At 61.1% G+C, this 17,562-nt stretch carries 13 protein-coding genes; 3 read left to right on the plus strand and 10 right to left on the minus strand.

The window, feature by feature from the left end; genetic code table 11:
* Positions 1 to 266: 266 nt before the first annotated feature.
* The 8 genes from SOP85_RS04100 to SOP85_RS04135 all read right to left on the minus strand — a co-directional run bounded on the left by SOP85_RS04100 (position 267) and on the right by SOP85_RS04135 (position 8,468).
* Positions 267 to 1,856, minus strand: a complete 1,590-nt coding sequence (locus tag SOP85_RS04100; protein WP_323626164.1) for an SPOR domain-containing protein — start codon at positions 1,854 to 1,856, stop codon at positions 267 to 269.
* Between the two features lie 10 nt (positions 1,857 to 1,866).
* Positions 1,867 to 2,967, minus strand: coding sequence for a 3-dehydroquinate synthase (gene aroB, locus SOP85_RS04105; RefSeq protein WP_274076093.1), 1,101 nt, complete (start codon positions 2,965 to 2,967; stop codon positions 1,867 to 1,869).
* Positions 2,968 to 3,117: 150 nt separating this feature from the next.
* A complete protein-coding gene (aroK, locus tag SOP85_RS04110) occupies positions 3,118 to 3,636 on the minus strand; it encodes a shikimate kinase AroK (protein ID WP_032831512.1) in 519 nt (172 codons plus the stop codon).
* 4 nt (positions 3,637 to 3,640) lie between these two features.
* Entirely contained in the window at positions 3,641 to 5,686 is a 2,046-nt protein-coding gene (pilQ, locus tag SOP85_RS04115; protein WP_323626165.1) for a type IV pilus secretin PilQ, read from the minus strand.
* 13 nt (positions 5,687 to 5,699) lie between these two features.
* Entirely contained in the window at positions 5,700 to 6,224 is a 525-nt protein-coding gene (locus tag SOP85_RS04120) for a pilus assembly protein PilP (RefSeq protein ID WP_323626167.1), read from the minus strand.
* Positions 6,224 to 6,844, minus strand: a complete 621-nt coding sequence (locus SOP85_RS04125; protein ID WP_274076096.1) for a type 4a pilus biogenesis protein PilO — start codon at positions 6,842 to 6,844, stop codon at positions 6,224 to 6,226. Before SOP85_RS04125 ends, SOP85_RS04120 begins: the two co-directional genes overlap by 1 nt.
* Positions 6,841 to 7,407, minus strand: coding sequence for a PilN domain-containing protein (locus SOP85_RS04130; RefSeq protein WP_323626168.1), 567 nt, complete (start codon positions 7,405 to 7,407; stop codon positions 6,841 to 6,843). The genes SOP85_RS04125 and SOP85_RS04130 overlap by 4 nt, the downstream gene beginning before the upstream one ends.
* A complete protein-coding gene (locus tag SOP85_RS04135; RefSeq protein ID WP_323626169.1) occupies positions 7,407 to 8,468 on the minus strand; it encodes a pilus assembly protein PilM in 1,062 nt (353 codons plus the stop codon). Before SOP85_RS04135 ends, SOP85_RS04130 begins: the two co-directional genes overlap by 1 nt.
* 217 nt (positions 8,469 to 8,685) lie before the next feature.
* On the opposite strand from SOP85_RS04135, the gene SOP85_RS04140 reads away from it, so the two are divergent.
* Positions 8,686 to 11,124 (plus strand): penicillin-binding protein 1A, encoded by a 2,439-nt coding sequence (locus SOP85_RS04140; protein ID WP_442967895.1) that lies wholly within the window; start codon positions 8,686 to 8,688, stop codon positions 11,122 to 11,124.
* Positions 11,125 to 11,391: 267 nt separating this feature from the next.
* Here SOP85_RS04140 and SOP85_RS04145 read toward each other — a convergent pair whose 3' ends face one another.
* Both SOP85_RS04145 and rpmE read right to left on the minus strand, forming a co-directional pair.
* On the minus strand, positions 11,392 to 12,660 hold the full coding sequence (locus tag SOP85_RS04145) for a malic enzyme-like NAD(P)-binding protein (RefSeq protein WP_323606487.1): 1,269 nt from the start codon (positions 12,658 to 12,660) through the stop codon (positions 11,392 to 11,394).
* Between the two features lie 287 nt (positions 12,661 to 12,947).
* Positions 12,948 to 13,166: a 50S ribosomal protein L31 gene (rpmE, locus tag SOP85_RS04150; RefSeq protein ID WP_008047849.1), complete on the minus strand. Its 219-nt coding sequence runs from the start codon at positions 13,164 to 13,166 to the stop codon at positions 12,948 to 12,950.
* 200 nt (positions 13,167 to 13,366) lie between these two features.
* Between rpmE and SOP85_RS04155 the strand changes: the two genes are divergently transcribed.
* Complete coding sequence (locus SOP85_RS04155; RefSeq protein WP_274076101.1) at positions 13,367 to 15,586, plus strand: primosomal protein N'; 2,220 nt, start codon at positions 13,367 to 13,369, stop codon at positions 15,584 to 15,586.
* Positions 15,587 to 15,824: 238 nt separating this feature from the next.
* The gene (argS, locus tag SOP85_RS04160; protein ID WP_323626172.1) at positions 15,825 to 17,561 is read left to right on the plus strand and encodes an arginine--tRNA ligase; all 1,737 of its coding nucleotides are present in this window, start codon (positions 15,825 to 15,827) and stop codon (positions 17,559 to 17,561) included.
* Position 17,562 lies beyond the last annotated feature (1 nt).

Here is a 17,562-nt window from a genome sequence, read left to right on the forward strand (position 1 = left end):
AGCTTTGCGGGGGCAAAAGGGAGGTCATTGTACACACCGACACTTGGCCTCACAAATTTGGCGACGAAATGTCGCAAATCTATGTCGCATTTGTGAAAGGTTTAAAGCGATCCGCTGTGCTAGTCAAAACTTTTTTAATTTTGACCGCAACGACTCAAAGACTACTGTGACGCAGACACCACAAGGCACGCGGCCTGTAGAGGCGGCATGCCGTGCAGAAATATTGAGGTGCTTGGAGAGGCGGCCTGGGTAAGGCCGCCGAATCTTCAGCGAGCTGTTGCCAGTTCCTGTTGGACGCTGGCGACAGAGCGTGGCCAAGGTTTACCAGCCTGAACCTTCGCTGGCAAGGCCTTGATGGCGGAAACGGCTGCATCACGATTGGCGAAACTGCCGTAGGTGATCACGTAGAGCGGTTTGCCGTTGAGGACTTTCTTGAAGTAACGGTACTCGCCGCCCTGCTCCTTGACGAAGCTTTGCGCGGCCGTTTCGGAGCTGGTGCCGAGGATCTGCACTACGTAGTTACCCGGCGCTTGACCTGCGTACCAGGTGCCACCGGCTGCCTTGGCGACGGTCACTGGTTTCTCGGCCGGTTTGGCGGCAGCGGCGGCTGGCTTGGCCGGCGCTGGGGCCGGAGCAGGCTTGGCAGCCGGTGCTGGCGCTGGCTTGGCGGTAGCGACCTGGGTCGGCGCTGGCGTCGGCTTGGCGGTTGGCGTTGGCGCAGGACCGGCCGGAACGCCTGCTGGCGGTGCAATGGTGGTCACGGTCGGCGGTGTCGCGCTGGAACCCTCGACCGGCACGCCGTCATCGCCCTCGGTGATGCCACCCGCCGCTTCGGCCAGCGGCTCACGCATGACCGGTTGCGAATTGCCGACCAACGGCAATGGCGTTGGCTGCGTGTTGCCGGCGAATTCAACGGCCGGAGCACCACCCGCTTGTGGCGAACCCTGGCCGAGCGGCAGTTGCGCCTGTTCGTTGGCAGGCGCCCCCGTGGTCGGTGCTTTGCTGCGACCCGGCATCAACCAGGCGGCAGCTACCGCGACCACAACGACGGCGGAAATCGCCAATACGTGTTTCTTCGGCATATTGAACCCCATACTTGGACGCTTAACCGCGGAGCGGCTGGCAATCATGGCTTCGATCATCGCATCGCGGGCAACCTGGTTGATGTTGCCAGGCCAACCCTCGGAGCTTTCGTGAATATCAGAGATCTGATTTGCGGTGAAAAGTTCGATACCCCGGCCAGCGCCTTCGAGCCGCTGGTCGAGGTATTCGCGGGTTTCCTCTTCGGTGTAAGGCTGCAGCTCGATGACGTGGAAGCGCTCTTCCTCGAGTTGCAAAGCCTCGAGCTGGGCGATCATCGACGACTCGCCGAACAGGAACACATGTGGACGGCCTTCCGGCGCACCCGCGGCCAGGGCCATCAAGGCTTCGAGCGCGGACTCGTCGAGCTGCTCGGCATCATCGACCAGCAGATAGACTTCCTGCCCGGTGAGAGCCAGCTGCACCACCTGTTTGAGGATTGCACCGATCTCGGCCTGGGCAACGTTCAGTGCCTGGGCGACCTGGTGCAACAGGCCAGCCGAATCACCGGCACCACGGGCGGAAACCACCACGCTCTGCACGGTCTGCTTGTTGGTGCTGGCCACCAGGGCCTGACGCAGCAGGGTCTTGCCGCTGCCATGTGGACCTGTAACCACCAATAGCAACTGGCTATACCTCGCCAGATGGTGCAACTGCCCCAGCACCGGCTTGCGCTGGGCAGGGAAAAATTTGAAGCCAGGGACCCGTGGAGCAAAAGGGTCATGACTCAACTGGTAGTGGCCGAGGAAAGCCTCGTCGGCATGCAAACTAGTCATCGCGTTCTTATTAACCTTTAAGCTGAGCCAGGGCGCGGTAATCCGCTCCCAGCGTGGCCTGTAGAACCTCTTTCGGATAATCGTCGGTCACCACCGCTTCGCCCATGTGGCGCAGCAGCACCAGGCGCAAACGACCGTCGATCACTTTCTTGTCAATTGCCATGTGTTCGAGAAAATCAGCTTCCGTCATTTCTTCCGGCGGGATGACCGGCAGGCCGGCGCGCTGGAACAGGCGAATGCCGCGATCGCGCTCCTGTTCGGTGATCCATCCCAGGCGCGCGGACATTTCCAGAGCCATTACAGTGCCGGCAGCCACTGCCTCTCCATGCAACCAGACACCATAGCCCATATGGGTTTCGATGGCGTGACCGAAGGTGTGACCCAGGTTGAGCGTGGCCCGCACGCCGGTCTCCTTCTCGTCGGCGCCGACCACGGCCGCCTTGGCCGCACAGGAGCGCTCGATGGCATAGGTCAGGGCTTGCTGATCCAGATTGCGCAGGCGGTCGACGTTTTCTTCGAGCCAGGTGAGGAACGGCTCGTCGCAAATCAGCCCGTACTTGATGACTTCGGCCAGGCCGGCGGACAGCTCGCGGGCCGGCAGGGTATTGAGGGAGGCGGTGTCGATCAGTACGACGTTCGGCTGATAGAAGGCACCGACCATGTTCTTGCCCAGCGGATGGTTGATCCCGGTCTTGCCACCCACCGAAGAGTCGACCTGCGACAGCAGCGTGGTCGGAACCTGGATGAAGTCGACACCGCGCTGGTAGCAAGCCGCCGCGAAACCGGCCATGTCGCCAATCACGCCGCCACCCAAGGCGATCACCGTGGTGCGTCGATCATGCCGCGCGGTCAGCAGGCCATCGAAGATCAGCTGCAGGGTTTCCCAGGTCTTGAAGGCTTCGCCGTCGGGCAGCACCACGGAAATCACCGAGAACTGCGCAAGGCTGCGGGTCAGACGTTCGAGGTAGAGCGGCGCGACGGTTTCATTGGAAATGATCGCCACTTGCCGTCCGCGAATATGCGGGGCCAGCAGCTCGGGCTGGTCCAACAAACCTTCGCCAATATGAATCGGGTAGCTGCGCTCGCCTAGATCGACCTTGAGTGTCTGCATGTGTCCCCACAGTGAAGATGGAATCAGGCAACCTGCCTTGAGTTAACGAATGTCTACGGCCACTGTTGTGTGACGCCGTTCGTCGGCCGTTCGCCACAACCTTGAGCGGTCATGGCTGGACGCCGAGGATAGCGCATTTCGGGCGGCGCTTTAACGAGGCGGCAATTGCTGCAGACGCTCCAGGATATCGAGCACGACCATTCGCGGCGGTCGTTCATCCGTTTCCACCACCAGATCGGCAATTTCCCGATACAGGGGGTCACGGATCGCCAACAGATCCCTCAGGGTCTTGGCCGGATCGGCCGTGCGCAGCAATGGCCGATTGCGGTCGCGGGACGTGCGGCCGACCTGCTGCTCGACAGAGGCATGCAGGTAGACCACCCGTCCGCCGGCGCGCAGCGCCCGACGATTGGCTTCGCGCATGACTGCCCCGCCGCCGGTCGCCAGCACCACGCCGTCGTAATCGCACAGCTCGGCGATCATTGCCTGCTCGCGCTCACGAAAGCCCGGTTCGCCTTCCTTGTCGAAGATCCATGGGATATTGGCGCCCGTGCGTAATTCAATTTCCTTATCGGAATCTTTGAATGGCAAGCGCAACTCTTTGGCCAGCAATCGGCCGATGGTGCTTTTTCCAGCCCCCATCGGTCCTACAAGTATCAAATTTCGCACAGAATCAACGACTCACAGCAATCGCCTGGTTATTCATGATACGCGGAGTGAGAAACACCAACAGCTCGGATTTTTTCTCCGAAACCACGTCGCGCCGGAAAAGGCGGCCAAGATACGGCACATCGCCAAGAAATGGCACCTTATCTACAACCTTGCTCTGAGTATTTGAGAAAACACCGCCAATGACGATGGTCTCGCCATCGTTGACCAGGACCTTGGCGTTGACCTCGTTTTTCTTGATCGGCGGCACGTCCTGGACCTTGTTCAGGTAGTCCGGCTCATCCTTGGTGACCTTGACCTCCATGATGATCCGGTTGTCCGGCGTGATCTGCGGCGTCACCTCCAGCGACAGCGACGCCTCCTTGAACGAGACCGAGGTTGCGCCGCTGGAGCTGGCTTCCTGATAGGGAATCTCGGTGCCCTTGAGGATCTTCGCGGTCTCCTTGTCGGAGGTGACCACCTTGGGTTGCGAGACGATTTCGCCGTTACCGGTCTTTTCCATGGCCGTCAATTCAAGGTCCAGCAAGACGTTGTCGGTGATGAAGGCAATGCCAATGCCCGACGTATTGTTGGCGACCCCCAGGTCGACGAACGGCGAGCTGGCGCTGCTGTCGTTGGCGCCGTTACCGACCCCGGAGGCATTCCAGTTGCCTTTCTTGATCGCGCCACCCCAGCGCACGCCGAGGCTCTTGTCATAATCTACGTTGGCTTCGACGATGCGCGCCTCGATCATCACCTGACGCACCGGGATATCCAGCTGCGCAACGATTCGCCGCAGTTCGTCGAGACGGTCCTGGGTCTGGTAGGCAATGATGTTGTTGGTGCGCTCATCGACGGTGATCGATCCCCGTTCGTCGGCTTTCGCCTCGGCACTGGTCACCGACTGGAACAGTTTGGCGATATCGGCCGCCTTGGCGTAATTGACCTGCAAAAGCTCCCGACGCAGCGGCGCCAGGTCGGCAATCTGCTTCTGCGACTCCAACTCCTGACGTTCACGGGCCGCAATTTCGTCGGCTGGCGCGACGAGCAGCACATTACCCACCTTGCGCTTGTCCAGGCCCTTGGTTTTCAGCACCAGGTCCAGTGCCTGGTCCCAGGGTACATTTTGCAGGCGCAGGGTAATGCCCCCCTGCACCGTGTCACTGGCGACCAGATTGAGGTTGGTGAAATCGGCGATCAGTTGCAGCACTGAGCGCACGTCGATGTCCTGGAAATTCAGCGAGAGCTTTTCACCGGTGTAGGCATTGCGGTCGGCGTTGCGCTTTTGCAGGTCGTCGACCGTCATCGGGCGGACGCTGACGGTCAGCTTGTTGTCGGTCTGATAGGTTGAGTAATCGAAGGCGCCGCCGGGTTCAATGGTGATTGTCGCCTTATCCCCGCTGGCACTGGCATTGACGAACTGAACCGGGGTGGCGAAATCCTTGACGTCCAGGCGTACGCGCAATGGCTCGGGCAATCGGGTCCTGGCAAATCCGAGAATGATCTTGCCTTCGCGTTCCTGAATATCCGGTGCAATGGACGGGTCCGACAGATCAATCACGACATTGCCTTCGCCCTGGGAACCACGCTGGAAATCCACCGCACGAATGGCCTTGCTCGCCGGCGCAACCGCGCGCTTGGGCGCCGGAACCGGGACGGCGGTAGCGGCCGCCCGCGGGGTCGGGCTTTTGCCACCCTGCCCGACCACGACAAAGAGGCTGTTGCCTTCGACCCGGAAGTCATAGGGGCTCAGCTGGTTGAGATTGATGATCAGCCGCGCACGGTCCTTGGCCTCTACCACCGTCGCGCTGCGGGCATTGCCATTGCCCAGGTCGCGAGTCTTGCTCGCCAGCTGACTGACCACGCCGGGAAGATCCAGGGCAATCCTGGCGGGAGATTCCGTGGTGTAGCCACGGGGCGCCGGGGGTGGCTTGTCGAACACCAGCTTCAACTCGACGCGATCTCCCGGCAACGCGGCGACATCCAGCGTCTTGAGGGTGGCCGCTTGTACCATCGGCGACAGCAACGCTATCCATAGCGATACTCCGAGGGCGGAGAAAATCCTGTTCATCGTACGGGTTCCACTATGAATGCTCTTTCAAAGGAAGGGTCCGCGGTCGCTCCAGCCAGGCACCTTCGCCGTCGGGAACGATTTCCACCACATCGACTTGCGAACCGCTGATGGCGACAATCCGGCCATCGTTACGCCCCAGGTAATCACCGACTTTCAGCCGATGCACCCCACCGGCGCCGCGCAACAGGGCAAAGGAGCCCGTGGCATTGGAGAGGGTGCCGACCATTTCAAACTGCTCGATATTGAAGCCCTCGAGGTACTGCTTGACCCGGTTGGAGTCCGGCTGGACATAACGCGCGCCCTGCTTGAGTGCCAGATCGACTTTGATCTGCCGGGAAAACGGGCTGCGCAGGTTGGCGGCGCTATAGGTGAATGTGGGGTAAGACCGGAATGTCGGCGTTGGTTCAATCTTGCCCGGTGCCCGCAGGCGCATTTCGTTCATGTAGGCGTCCAGGTCACTGACATCATCGCCGCCGCCACAGCCCGCCAATACGACCATCAACATCACCGGCGAAAAACCACGAAGCCGGCTCATCATTGCAGCCCCTTGTCGTTGTAACGGTAGGTCTTGGCCAGGATGCTCATGCGTAACTTCGGACCGGCGTCGGGATTGATCGGCGCCAGGTCGAAATCATGCAGGGTGACGATACGCGGCAATCCGGCCACGCCACTGACGAAAGTGGCCAGGTCGTGATAGGCGCCGGTGACCGTGATCTGGATCGGCAACTCGATGTAGAACGGCTGGGAGACCTCCGGCAGTAGCTTGATCTCTTCGAACTCCAGGCCACTGCCCAGCCCCGTTCGCGTGATGTCTTCCAGCAAGCCGGGGACTTCGGTGTCGCTGGGCAGTTGCCGTAACAGTACGCCGAAGGAGTTTTCCATCTCCTTCATCTGCTGGGTGTAGAGCTGCAGATTCGCCGCCATGTGGGATTTGCTGGCAAATTGCTCCTTGAGGGTAGACTCCTCCTCGCGCTTGAGTTCGAGCTGATGTTCCAGCTCGCTTGTGGAAAAGTTGTAGCCGATCGACAGCACCAGTATTGCGACCACAATGCCCATCAGGATTTTGATCGCGGGTGGCCAGGAACCCATGTTGCTGCTGTCCAGCTCGTTGATGTCGATCCGGCGCAACCCTTCGATCCATTCGGACGGACTCATTCGCTGTCCTCCCCAGCCGCAGGCTGGGTCTGACGAACGGTCAACTGAAAAACATTGGCCTGGTCGAGTTGCCCCGCGGCCGTCGCCTTGACTTCAGTGAGACTGGGCGCATCGAACCAGTCGGACTGGTCCAGGTTACGCATCAGGTCTGAAACACGGTTGTTCGATTGCGCCGCACCGGTGATGGACAATGTCTTGCCGGCCATTTTGACTTCAGTGAAATACACGCCATCGGGCAAGGTCCGCGCCAGCTGATCAAAAATTCGCCCGCTGATCGGGCGATTGCCCTGCAGATCCTGGATGATGCGCATACGCTCGACCAATTGCTGACGACGAGCCTTGAGATCACTGATCTGCTTGATCCGCTCGTCGACCACGGCGATCTGCTTGCCGATGTAATCGTTACGCGCAATCTGCCGCTCGATAGCGCTGCTGATGACCTGGTTGGCCATGAGCAATGCACCTGCCGATCCCGCCAGCACACCCACCAACACCAGGAGAAAGCGCTTGCGCCGCTGCTCACGCCGCTCTTCGCGCCAGGGTAATAGATTGATCCGGGCCATCAGTCGAAACTCCTGAGGGCCAGCCCGCAGGCAATCATCAGCGCGGGCGCATCGCTGGCCAGGGCCGCGGCGTTGACCTTGCTGCTCAAGGTCATGTCGGCAAACGGATTGGCCACCCGGGTCGGCGTGCCCAATTGCTGCTCGATCAACTGGTCCAGACCGGACACCGACGCGGTCCCGCCCACCAGCAGTATGTGGTCGACCGCGGTGTAATGGCCCGAAGCAAAGAAGAACTGCAACGAACGCGACACTTGCTGCACCAGGGCCTCACGAAACGGCTGCAACACAACGCTGACATAATCGTCCGGCAAACCGCCCTGCTTCTTCGCCAGGCCGGCCTGCTCGACGGTCAGGCCGTATCGGCGCTGAATGTCCTCGGTGAGCTGGCGGCCACCAAACAATTGCTCGCGGGTGTAGATGATCCGCCCGTCATGCAGCACGCTCAGGGTGGTCATGGTTGCTCCAACATCGACCACCGCCACCAGTCGCCCTTGCAAGCCCCCTCCCTGGCTCTTCAGCAAGCTGAACGATCGCTCCAGGGCATAGGCCTCGACGTCGACCACGCGCGCAGTCAGGCCCGCCAGGGCCAGGGCTGCCTCACGGATTTCGACGTTTTCCTTGCGACAGGCGGCCAGCAACACGTTGACCCGCTCAGGATTGCGCACTGACGCGCCCTGGACTTCGAAATCGATGGCCACTTCGTCCAGCGGATAAGGAATGTACTGATCGGCCTCGATCTTCAGCTGGTCTTCCATCTCGTCGTCGGAAAGGCCGGCATCCATCTCGATGGTCTTGGTGATCACCGCCGAACCGGCCACGGCCACGGCAACGCCCTTGAGACTGGTGCGAGCCTTGGCCAGCACACGCGTCAAGGCCTGGCCCACGCCATCGAGCTCGGCGATATTTTTCTCGATGACCGCACTGGGGGGGAACGACTCGACCGCGTAGGCTTCGACACGATAGCCATTGCCCTGCCGGCTCAGCTCCAGCAGCTTCACCGATGTCGAGCTGATATCGATGCCCAGGAGCGACCTGGCCTTTTTATTGAAGAGTCCTGGCACTACCAAATTCCCTATGACTTTCCGTGTGTTACGGACTCCATAACGGGGGTTGCGTTCAAACCACCCGTCTTGACAGCAGCGCAAATAACGCCATGGACGGAAAAATGCTTATAATGCCCAGCGTTTTTTTCCGCTTTTTCTCAAGCGCGGGTCGTTCGCCTTTAGCCTGAACCCTGATGCCAAATTCATTTTTTACCCTGGATGTCCAAAAGCCTTGATTCGTCTGCTGAAATTTTTCGGTTGGTCCATCGTCGCCGTATTCTGCGGACTGCTTCTGGGTCTGAGTGGGGCGTTTCTTTACCTTAGTCCCGGATTACCGTCCGTAGAGGCACTGAGAAGCATCCAGTTGCAGATCCCTTTGCGGGTCTACAGCAGCGATAACAAGTTGATCGCAGAATTCGGCGAAATGCGTCGCACACCGATCCGTTTCGCCGACATTCCCCCCAATTTCATTAATGCGTTACTAAGTGCTGAAGACGACAACTTCGCCAACCACTACGGCGTCGATCCCAGCAGCCTGATGCGCGCTGCCACGCAACTGGTGAAAAGCGGCCATATCCAGTCCGGCGGCAGCACTATCACCATGCAGGTGGCGAAGAACTTCTTCCTGACCAGCGAACGCAGCTTCTCGCGCAAAACCACCGAGATCCTCCTGGCCCTGCAGATCGAACGACAGCTGACCAAGGACGAAATCCTCGAGCTCTACGTCAACAAGATCTATCTGGGCAACCGTGCCTACGGCATCGAAGCGGCGGCGCAGGTGTATTACGGCAAGTCGATTCGCGACATCAGCCTGGCGCAGATGGCGATGATCGCCGGCCTGCCCAAGGCCCCTTCACGCTTCAACCCGCTGGCCAACCCGGCCCGCAGCAAGGAGCGTCGCGACTGGATCCTGGGGCGCATGTACAAGCTGGGCAAGATCAGCGAAGCCGACTACACCAGCGCCGTCAACGAGCCCCTGAACGCCAGCTATCACGTGCCGACGCCGGAAGTGAACGCGCCCTACATCGCCGAGATGGCCCGCGCCGAAATGGTCGGTCGCTATGGCAGCGATGCATACACCGAAGGTTTCCGCGTTACCACCACGGTGCCGAGCAACCTTCAGGAAATGGCCAACACCGCCGTCCACGAAGGCTTGATGACCTATGACCAGCGTCATGGCTATCGGGGCCCCGAGTCCCGCCTGCCGGGCAAGACGCGCGAGGCGTGGGCAACCGAACTGACCAAGCAACGCACCATCAGCGGCCTTGAACCGGCCATCGTCACCCAGGTCGACAAGAGCGGCCTGCAGGTGCTGACCCGCACCGGCAGCGAACACGTTGGCTGGGACAGCATGAAATGGGCTCGCCCGTTCCTGAACACCAACAGCATGGGCGCCAATCCGAAACAACCGTCGGACGTAGCCCAGGTCGGCGACCTGATTCGCGTGCAGCGCCAGGCGGACAACTCGCTGAAATTCAGCCAGATCCCCCAGGCCCAGGGCGCACTGGTCTCCCTTGACCCGCAAAACGGCGCCATCCGCTCGCTGGTCGGCGGTTTCGCCTTTGAGCAGAGCAACTACAACCGCGCCCTTCAGGCCAAGCGCCAGCCGGGTTCGAGCTTCAAGCCGTTCGTCTACAGCGCGGCACTGGATAACGGCTACACCGCCTCCAGCCTGGTGAACGACGCACCGATCGTGTTTGTCGACGAGTACCTGGACAAGGTCTGGCGTCCGAAAAACGATACCAACACCTTCCTCGGTCCGATCCGCCTGCGCGAAGCGCTCTACAAGTCGCGCAACCTGGTTTCGATCCGCCTGCTACAGGCGATGGGCGTTGGCAAGACCATCGACTACATCAGCCGCTTTGGCTTCAACAAGCAGGACCTGCCGCCCAACCTGTCCCTGGCCTTGGGTACCGCAACCCTGACGCCGATGGAAATCGCCACGGGCTGGAGCACCTTCGCCAACGGCGGCTACAAGATCACCCCGTACATCATCGACAAGATCGAAAGCCGCAACGGCGACACGCTGTTCGTCGCCAACCCGCCCAGCGTGCCAAAAGGCGCTGTCGCGACCGACGGTATCGCCGCACCTGCCGCCGAAGCCTTTACGGTCAATGCAACACCTGGCCAGGTGCCGGGCGAGCAATCGGCAGCGCAAACGCCTGCCGTGGCTGAGCGCATTGTCGATGGACGGACAACCTACATCCTCAACAGCATGCTCGAAGACGTGATCAAGCTCGGTACCGGCCGTCGCGCGCTGGCCCTGGGTCGTGGCGACATCGCCGGCAAGACCGGCACCACCAACGAGTCCAAGGACGCCTGGTTCTCCGGCTACAACGCCGATTACGTCACCACCGTCTGGACCGGCTTCGACCAGCCCGAAAGCCTGGGTCGCAAGGAGTTTGGCGGTACCGTCGCCCTGCCGATCTGGATGAACTACATGGGCGCTGCGCTCAAAGACATGCCGCCACACACCCAGCCAGAGCCGGAAGGCATCCTCAGCCTGCGGGTAGACCCTGTCAGTGGCCGTGCAGCCACTCCAGGCACGCCAGGGGCCTACTTCGAACTGTTCAAGGTCGAAGATACGCCGCCGACGGGCAATGAGCTGGGCAACGGCAATGCGCCAGGCAGCCCGCTGCCGGCGGATGAAGCGGCACCGATCGATTTGTTCTGATCGCATGCCACATCAAAAAGCCCTGCCTTCGCGAGAAGTGCGGGGCTTTTTATTGCCTGCCAGATTTGCATTGATTGTGCTGCCGCCTTCGCGAGCAAGCCCGCTCCCACAGGGATTTGTGGTGTACACGAATTCTATGAACACCATCGCCCACTGTGGGAGCGGGCTTGCCCGCGAAGAGGCCCTAACAATCGACACAAACCTTTCAGGCAAAAAAAGCCCCGACTCAAATCGAACCGGGGCTTTTGGTTGAAGCGCTACAACGACTTAGCCGTTGAACACGTCATCCACGCTTTTCAGCGGGTAGTTCTTCGGATACGGCAGGGTTGCAACGCCGGTCTCGATTGCAGCCTTGGCCACGGCATCGGAGATCACGGTGATCAGGCGGGCGTCCATTGGTTTCGGAATGATGTACTCACGACCGAATTCCAGCGCGATGCCGCCGTACGCGTCGCACACTTCCTGAGGCACTGGCAGCTTGGCCAGTTCGCGCAGGGCGTTGGCCGCAGCCACTTTCATCTCTTCGTTGATGCGCTTGGCGCGAACGTCCAGGGCGCCACGGAAGATGAACGGGAAGCCCAGGACGTTGTTGACCTGGTTCGGGTAGTCCGAACGGCCGGTGGCCATGATCACGTCGTCACGGGTGGCGTGCGCCAGCTCCGGGGAGATTTCCGGATCCGGGTTCGAGCAAGCGAACACGATCGGGTTGGCTGCCATGGACTTCAGGCCTTCCGGGCTCAGCAGGTTCGGGCCAGACAGGCCGACGAACACGTCTGCGCCTTGCAGGGCGTCTGCCAGGGTGCGCTTGTCGGTCGCGTGAGCGAAGACGGCCTTGTACTGGTTCAGGTCGTCACGGCCGGAGTGAATCACGCCGGTACGGTCGACCATGTAGATGTTTTCGATGTTGGCGCCCATGCTCACCAGCAATTTCATGCAGGAGATGGCGGCCGCACCGGCACCCAGGCAGACGATCTTGGCGTCAGCCAGGGTTTTGCCGGCGATTTCCAGGGCGTTGATCATGCCGGCCGCGGTCACGATGGCGGTGCCGTGCTGGTCGTCGTGGAATACCGGGATGTCGCACTGCTCGATCAGGGCACGTTCGATCTCAAAGCACTCAGGTGCCTTGATGTCTTCCAGGTTGATGCCACCGAAGGTGATGGAGATGCGCTTGACGGTGTCGATGAAGGCTTGCGGGCTTTCGGAATCGACTTCGATGTCGAAAACGTCGATGCCGGCGAAGCGCTTGAACAGCACGCCCTTACCTTCCATCACTGGCTTGGAGGCCAATGGGCCGAGGTTACCCAGGCCCAGAATCGCGGTGCCATCGGAAATGACTGCAACCAGGTTGCCTTTACCGGTGTACTTGTAGGCCAGCTCAGGATCGCGGGCGATCTCGCGTACTGGTTCAGCTACGCCGGGGCTGTAGGCCAGCGACAGGTCGCGGGCGGTAGCGGTGGCCTTGGTGAGCTCGACACTCAGCTTCCCTGGACGAGGATTGGCGTGATATTCGAGAGCGGCAGTTTTCAGATCAGACATTTTGGCATTCCGCTTTTACTGTTGGACAGACTGGTCAGCGAGGATACGCGCCTGGCAAAATCCCCACAAGACTGACCGGTCACCCCTGTCAAGCGCCCGCCCCTACGACTTTGGGCCAAGAGCCACGGAACACAAGGGATAGACTGTTCACAATCCCATTAAAAAATGTCTACAATATTTTTTAGATTGGCCTTTGCAGCCAAATCACAGACACAAAAAAGGCGTCCCGGGGGACGCCTTTTTCATCAGCATGGCAAAACAGTGACGTTTTCCCAGGTTGATCGGCCTTAGGCCTTTTTCGCACCGAAAGCACCGAAACGGTCTGCGAAGCGCTGAACGCGGCCGCCAGTGTCCAGAGTCTTCTGCTTACCGGTGTAGAACGGGTGGCATTCGTTGCAAACGTCGATCGCCAGGGCTTTGCCGAAGGTCGAACGGGTTTCGAACTTGTTGCCGCAGCTGCAGGTAACAGCAACTGCTGGGTATTCTGGATGGATATCAGCTTTCATGGTGTTTTCCTCAGGCTAGCGTGCCGCCACCCAACACTATTGTTGAATACCGCACGTAATTAGGCCGCGGATTCTACCAGACAATGCCAATCACGCAAGCTGTCCCTCAAACCGGTCGTCTGCTAGGCTCCCGACCCAAAGCGCGATCCTTGTGGTTATGTGTCAAACCCTTCATTGCCTGTTAATCGAGACTCCCCCGCGTGCCCGACGCCATTCTGCGCCTCGCCTTGCCTTCGCCCCTGCGCCGCCTGTTCGACTACCGGGCGCCGGCCGGCGTGCTGCGTGCGCAATTGCACCCCGGCATGCGCTTGCGGGTGCCGTTTGGCCGGCGGGAGATGATCGGGATCCTGGTGGAAGTCACCGACACCAGCGAAGTGCCGGCGGAAAAACTCAAGCCGGCCCTCGCACTGCTCGATGCCACGCCGCCGTTGCCGCCCGCGCTGTTCAAGCTGTGCCTGTGGACCTCGCAGTACTACCAGCACAGCCTCGGCGACACGTTGAGTTGGGCGCTGCCGGTATTGCTGCGCCAGGGCGAACTGGCCGAGGCGCGCCAGGAGCGCTTCTGGTCCGCCGCACCAGGCGCCAGCCTCGACGACCCGCGAATCGCCCGTGCCCCGCGCCAGCGCGAAGCCCTGGCAACGCTGGCCCAGCACCCCCACGGCGTCGCCCATCAGTTACTGAGCAAGCTGATGCTAAGCAAGGACAGCCTCGATCTGTTGCTGGCCAAGGAGCTGGTCCAGGTTGAAATCCGCAGGCACGCCCCCGGTGCCCGACACGAACACTGGCTGGCCCAACCCGAACTGCCACTCAACCCGGAACAGCGGGCCGCCTATGAAGCCATTCGCGCCGGGTTCGACAGTTACCACGCGTTCCTCCTCGCCGGCGTCACCGGCAGCGGCAAGACCGAAGTCTATCTGCAACTGATCCGCGAAACCCTGGAGGCCGGCAAGCAGGCGCTGGTGCTGATCCCGGAAATCAACCTCGGCCCGCAGACCCTGGCGCGATTCGAGCAGCGTTTCAACGCGCGCATCGCGCTGATTCACTCGGCGGTCAATGATCGCGAACGCCTCGAAGCCTGGCTCGCCGCCCGCGACGGCGAAGCCGACATCATAATCGGCACCCGCTCGGCGCTGTTCACGCCGATGAAAAACCCGGGGCTGATCATCATCGACGAAGAGCACGACGGCTCCTATAAACAGCAGGAAGGCTTGCGGTACCACGCGCGCGACCTGGCGTTGGTCAGGGCTCGACAGGAAAACATCCCGATTGTCCTGGGCTCCGCCACGCCCTCCCTGGAAAGCCTGCACAACGCCTACACCGGCCGCTATGGCCTGCTGCGGCTGAACGAGCGCGCTGGCGGCGCCAAGCAACCACGCTTCCTGCGCCTGGATGTGAAAAGCCGTCCACTGGACAGCGGCATTTCCGGACCCATGCAACAAGCCATCGGCCAGACACTCGCTGCCGGCCAGCAGGTGCTGGTATTCCTCAACCGCCGCGGATTTGCGCCGACCCTGCTGTGTCACGACTGCGGCTGGATGTCCGAGTGCCAACGCTGCGATGCGCGCATGACCGTCCACCAGCGCTACGGCGAGCTGCGCTGTCATCATTGCGGCTATGTCGAACGCGTGCCGCGCCAGTGCCCCAAGTGCAACAAGGTCGACTTGCGCCCCGTGGGGGCCGGTACCGAACGGGCCGAGGAACGCCTGGGGATCCTGTTCCCGGACTATCCGGTGCTGCGAGTCGACCGCGACAGCACGTCGCGCAAGGACGCCATGAACCAGTTGTTCGCGACCATCCAGAAAGGCCAGCCCTGCATCCTGGTGGGCACGCAGATGCTCGCCAAGGGCCACCACTTTCCACGGGTAACCCTGGTCTCGATCCTGGATGCCGATGGTGGGCTGTTCTCCGGCGACTTCCGCGCCAGCGAGCGCATGGCGCAACTGATTGTCCAGGTCGCCGGTCGAGCAGGCCGGGCGGAAGAGCCGGGCAAGGTGATCATCCAGACACACCTGGCCGACCATCCGCTGCTGGTGCAATTGACCGAACAGGGTTACTTCGCCTTTGCCGAGCAGGCCTTGAGCGAGCGGCGCGCGGCGGGATTGCCGCCGTTTGCCCATCTGGCGCTGCTGCGGGCCGAGGCACACAAGCCAGGGCAGGCCGAAGGCTTTCTGGATGAAGCGTGCAGCGAGGCCGAACGCCTGCTGGCCGAACAGAATCTGACCGGCATCGAACTGCTCGGGCCGGTGCCGGCGCCGATGGAACGGCGGGCCGGGCGCTATCGTGCACAGTTGTTGTTGCAGGCTACGGCAAGGGCGCCGCTGCATCGGTTACTTGCCAGTTGGTTGCTGGTTTTGGAGCAGATGCCGAGTGGGCGGGCGGTGCGTTGGTCGCTCGATGTGGATCCCGTCGATCTGTATTGATTTTGAGATCGCATTCGCGAGCAAGCCCGCTCCCACATGGGTTTTGTGCCTGACACATAAGGTATGAACACCGCAGATTCATTGTGGGAGCGGGCTTGCTCGCGAAGGGGCCCTAATTGTTACCACATATCCACAAGCTGCCTGCTAAGGTTGGCAAGCCCGCCCTGGCAACGGATAATGCCCAGTTTTTCCACCAGCGCACGATGCGCCGCCGCGCCAGCGGTCGAAAGAGAAGACCATGAAAGACACCATTCGCCAGCTGATCCAACAAGCCATCACCCAACTCGTCAACGAAGGTGTGTTGCCTGAAGGCCTGTCGCCGGCGATCCAGGTGGAGAACTCCCGCGACAAGAAGAACGGCGACTTCGCCAGCAACATCGCCATGATGCTGGCCAAACCGGCCGGCATGAAGCCGCGCGACCTGGCGGAAAAAATCATCGCCGCGCTGCCAGCTGACGAAAACGTCTCCAAGGCCGAAATCGCAGGTCCAGGCTTCCTGAACTTCTTCCAGAACACCGACGCCCTGGCTTCGCGCCTGGACGCCGCCCTGGCCGACGCCAACATCGGCGTGCGCAAGGCCGGCCCGGTCCAGCGCACCGTGGTCGACCTGTCGGCCCCTAACCTGGCCAAAGAAATGCACGTCGGCCACTTGCGCTCGACCATCATTGGCGACGGCGTGGCCCGCGTGCTCGAATTCCTCGGCGACGAAGTGATCCGCCAGAACCACGTCGGCGACTGGGGCACCCAGTTCGGCATGCTGATGGCGTACCTGCAGGAAAACCCGATCACCAGCGACGAGCTGTCGGACCTGGAAAACTTCTACCGCGCCGCCAAGCAACGCTTCGATGAATCCGAAGAATTCGCCGACCGCGCCCGTGGCCTGGTGGTCAAGTTGCAGGCCGGCGATGCCGATTGCCTGGCACTGTGGACCAAGTTCAAGGACATCTCGCTGTCGCACTGCCAGAAGATCTACGAACTGCTGAACGTCAAACTGACCATGGCCGACGTGATGGGCGAAAGCGCCTACAACGACGACCTGATCAACGTGGTCAACGACCTCAAGGCCGCCGGCATGCTGGTCGAGAGCAACGGCGCCCTGTGCGTGTTCCTCGACGAGTTCAAGAACGCCGATGGCGACCCGCTGCCGGTGATCATCGTCAAGGCCGACGGCGGCTACCTCTATGCCACCACCGACCTGGCTGCCGTGCGCTACCGCAGCGGCAAGCTCAAGGCCGACCGCGCGCTGTACTTCGTCGACCAGCGTCAGGCCCTGCACTTCCAGCAGGTGTTCGCCGTGGCCCGCAAGGCCGGTTTCGTGACCCATCCGATGGAAATGGAACACATGGGCTTCGGCACCATGAACGGCGCTGACGGCCGTCCGTTCAAGACCCGTGATGGTGGCACCGTGAAGCTGATCGACCTGCTGACCGAAGCCCAGGAACGCGCCTACACCCTGGTCAAGGACAAGAACCCTGAACTGGCTGAAGCCGACCTGCGCAACATCGCCAGGGTCGTGGGCATAGGGGCGGTGAAATACGCCGACCTGTCCAAGCACCGCACCAGCGACTACAGCTTCAACTTCGACCTGATGCTGAACTTCGAAGGCAATACCGCGCCCTACTTGCTGTACGCCTACACCCGCGTGGCTGGTGTGTTCCGCAAACTCGGCAAGGACTTCAGCGAAGTCGAAGGCCAGATCGTGCTCGAAGCAGCGCACGAACACGAGCTGGCGGCAAAACTCGCGCAGTTTGGCGAAGTACTGAACAATGTGGCCGAGAAAGGCACGCCGCACATCCTCTGCACCTACCTGTACGACGTCGCCGGCCTGTTCTCCAGCTTCTACGAGAACTGCCCGATCCTCGCCGCCGACACCCCGGCGCAAATGCAGAGCCGCCTGCGCCTCGCCGCGCTGACCGGTCGCACTCTCAAGCAAGGCCTGGAACTCTTGGGCCTGGAAACTCTGGAGCGTATGTAAG

It is taken from the genome of Pseudomonas sp. YuFO20 (assembly GCF_035064975.1).
Classification (GTDB): domain Bacteria; phylum Pseudomonadota; class Gammaproteobacteria; order Pseudomonadales; family Pseudomonadaceae; genus Aquipseudomonas; species Aquipseudomonas putida_AE.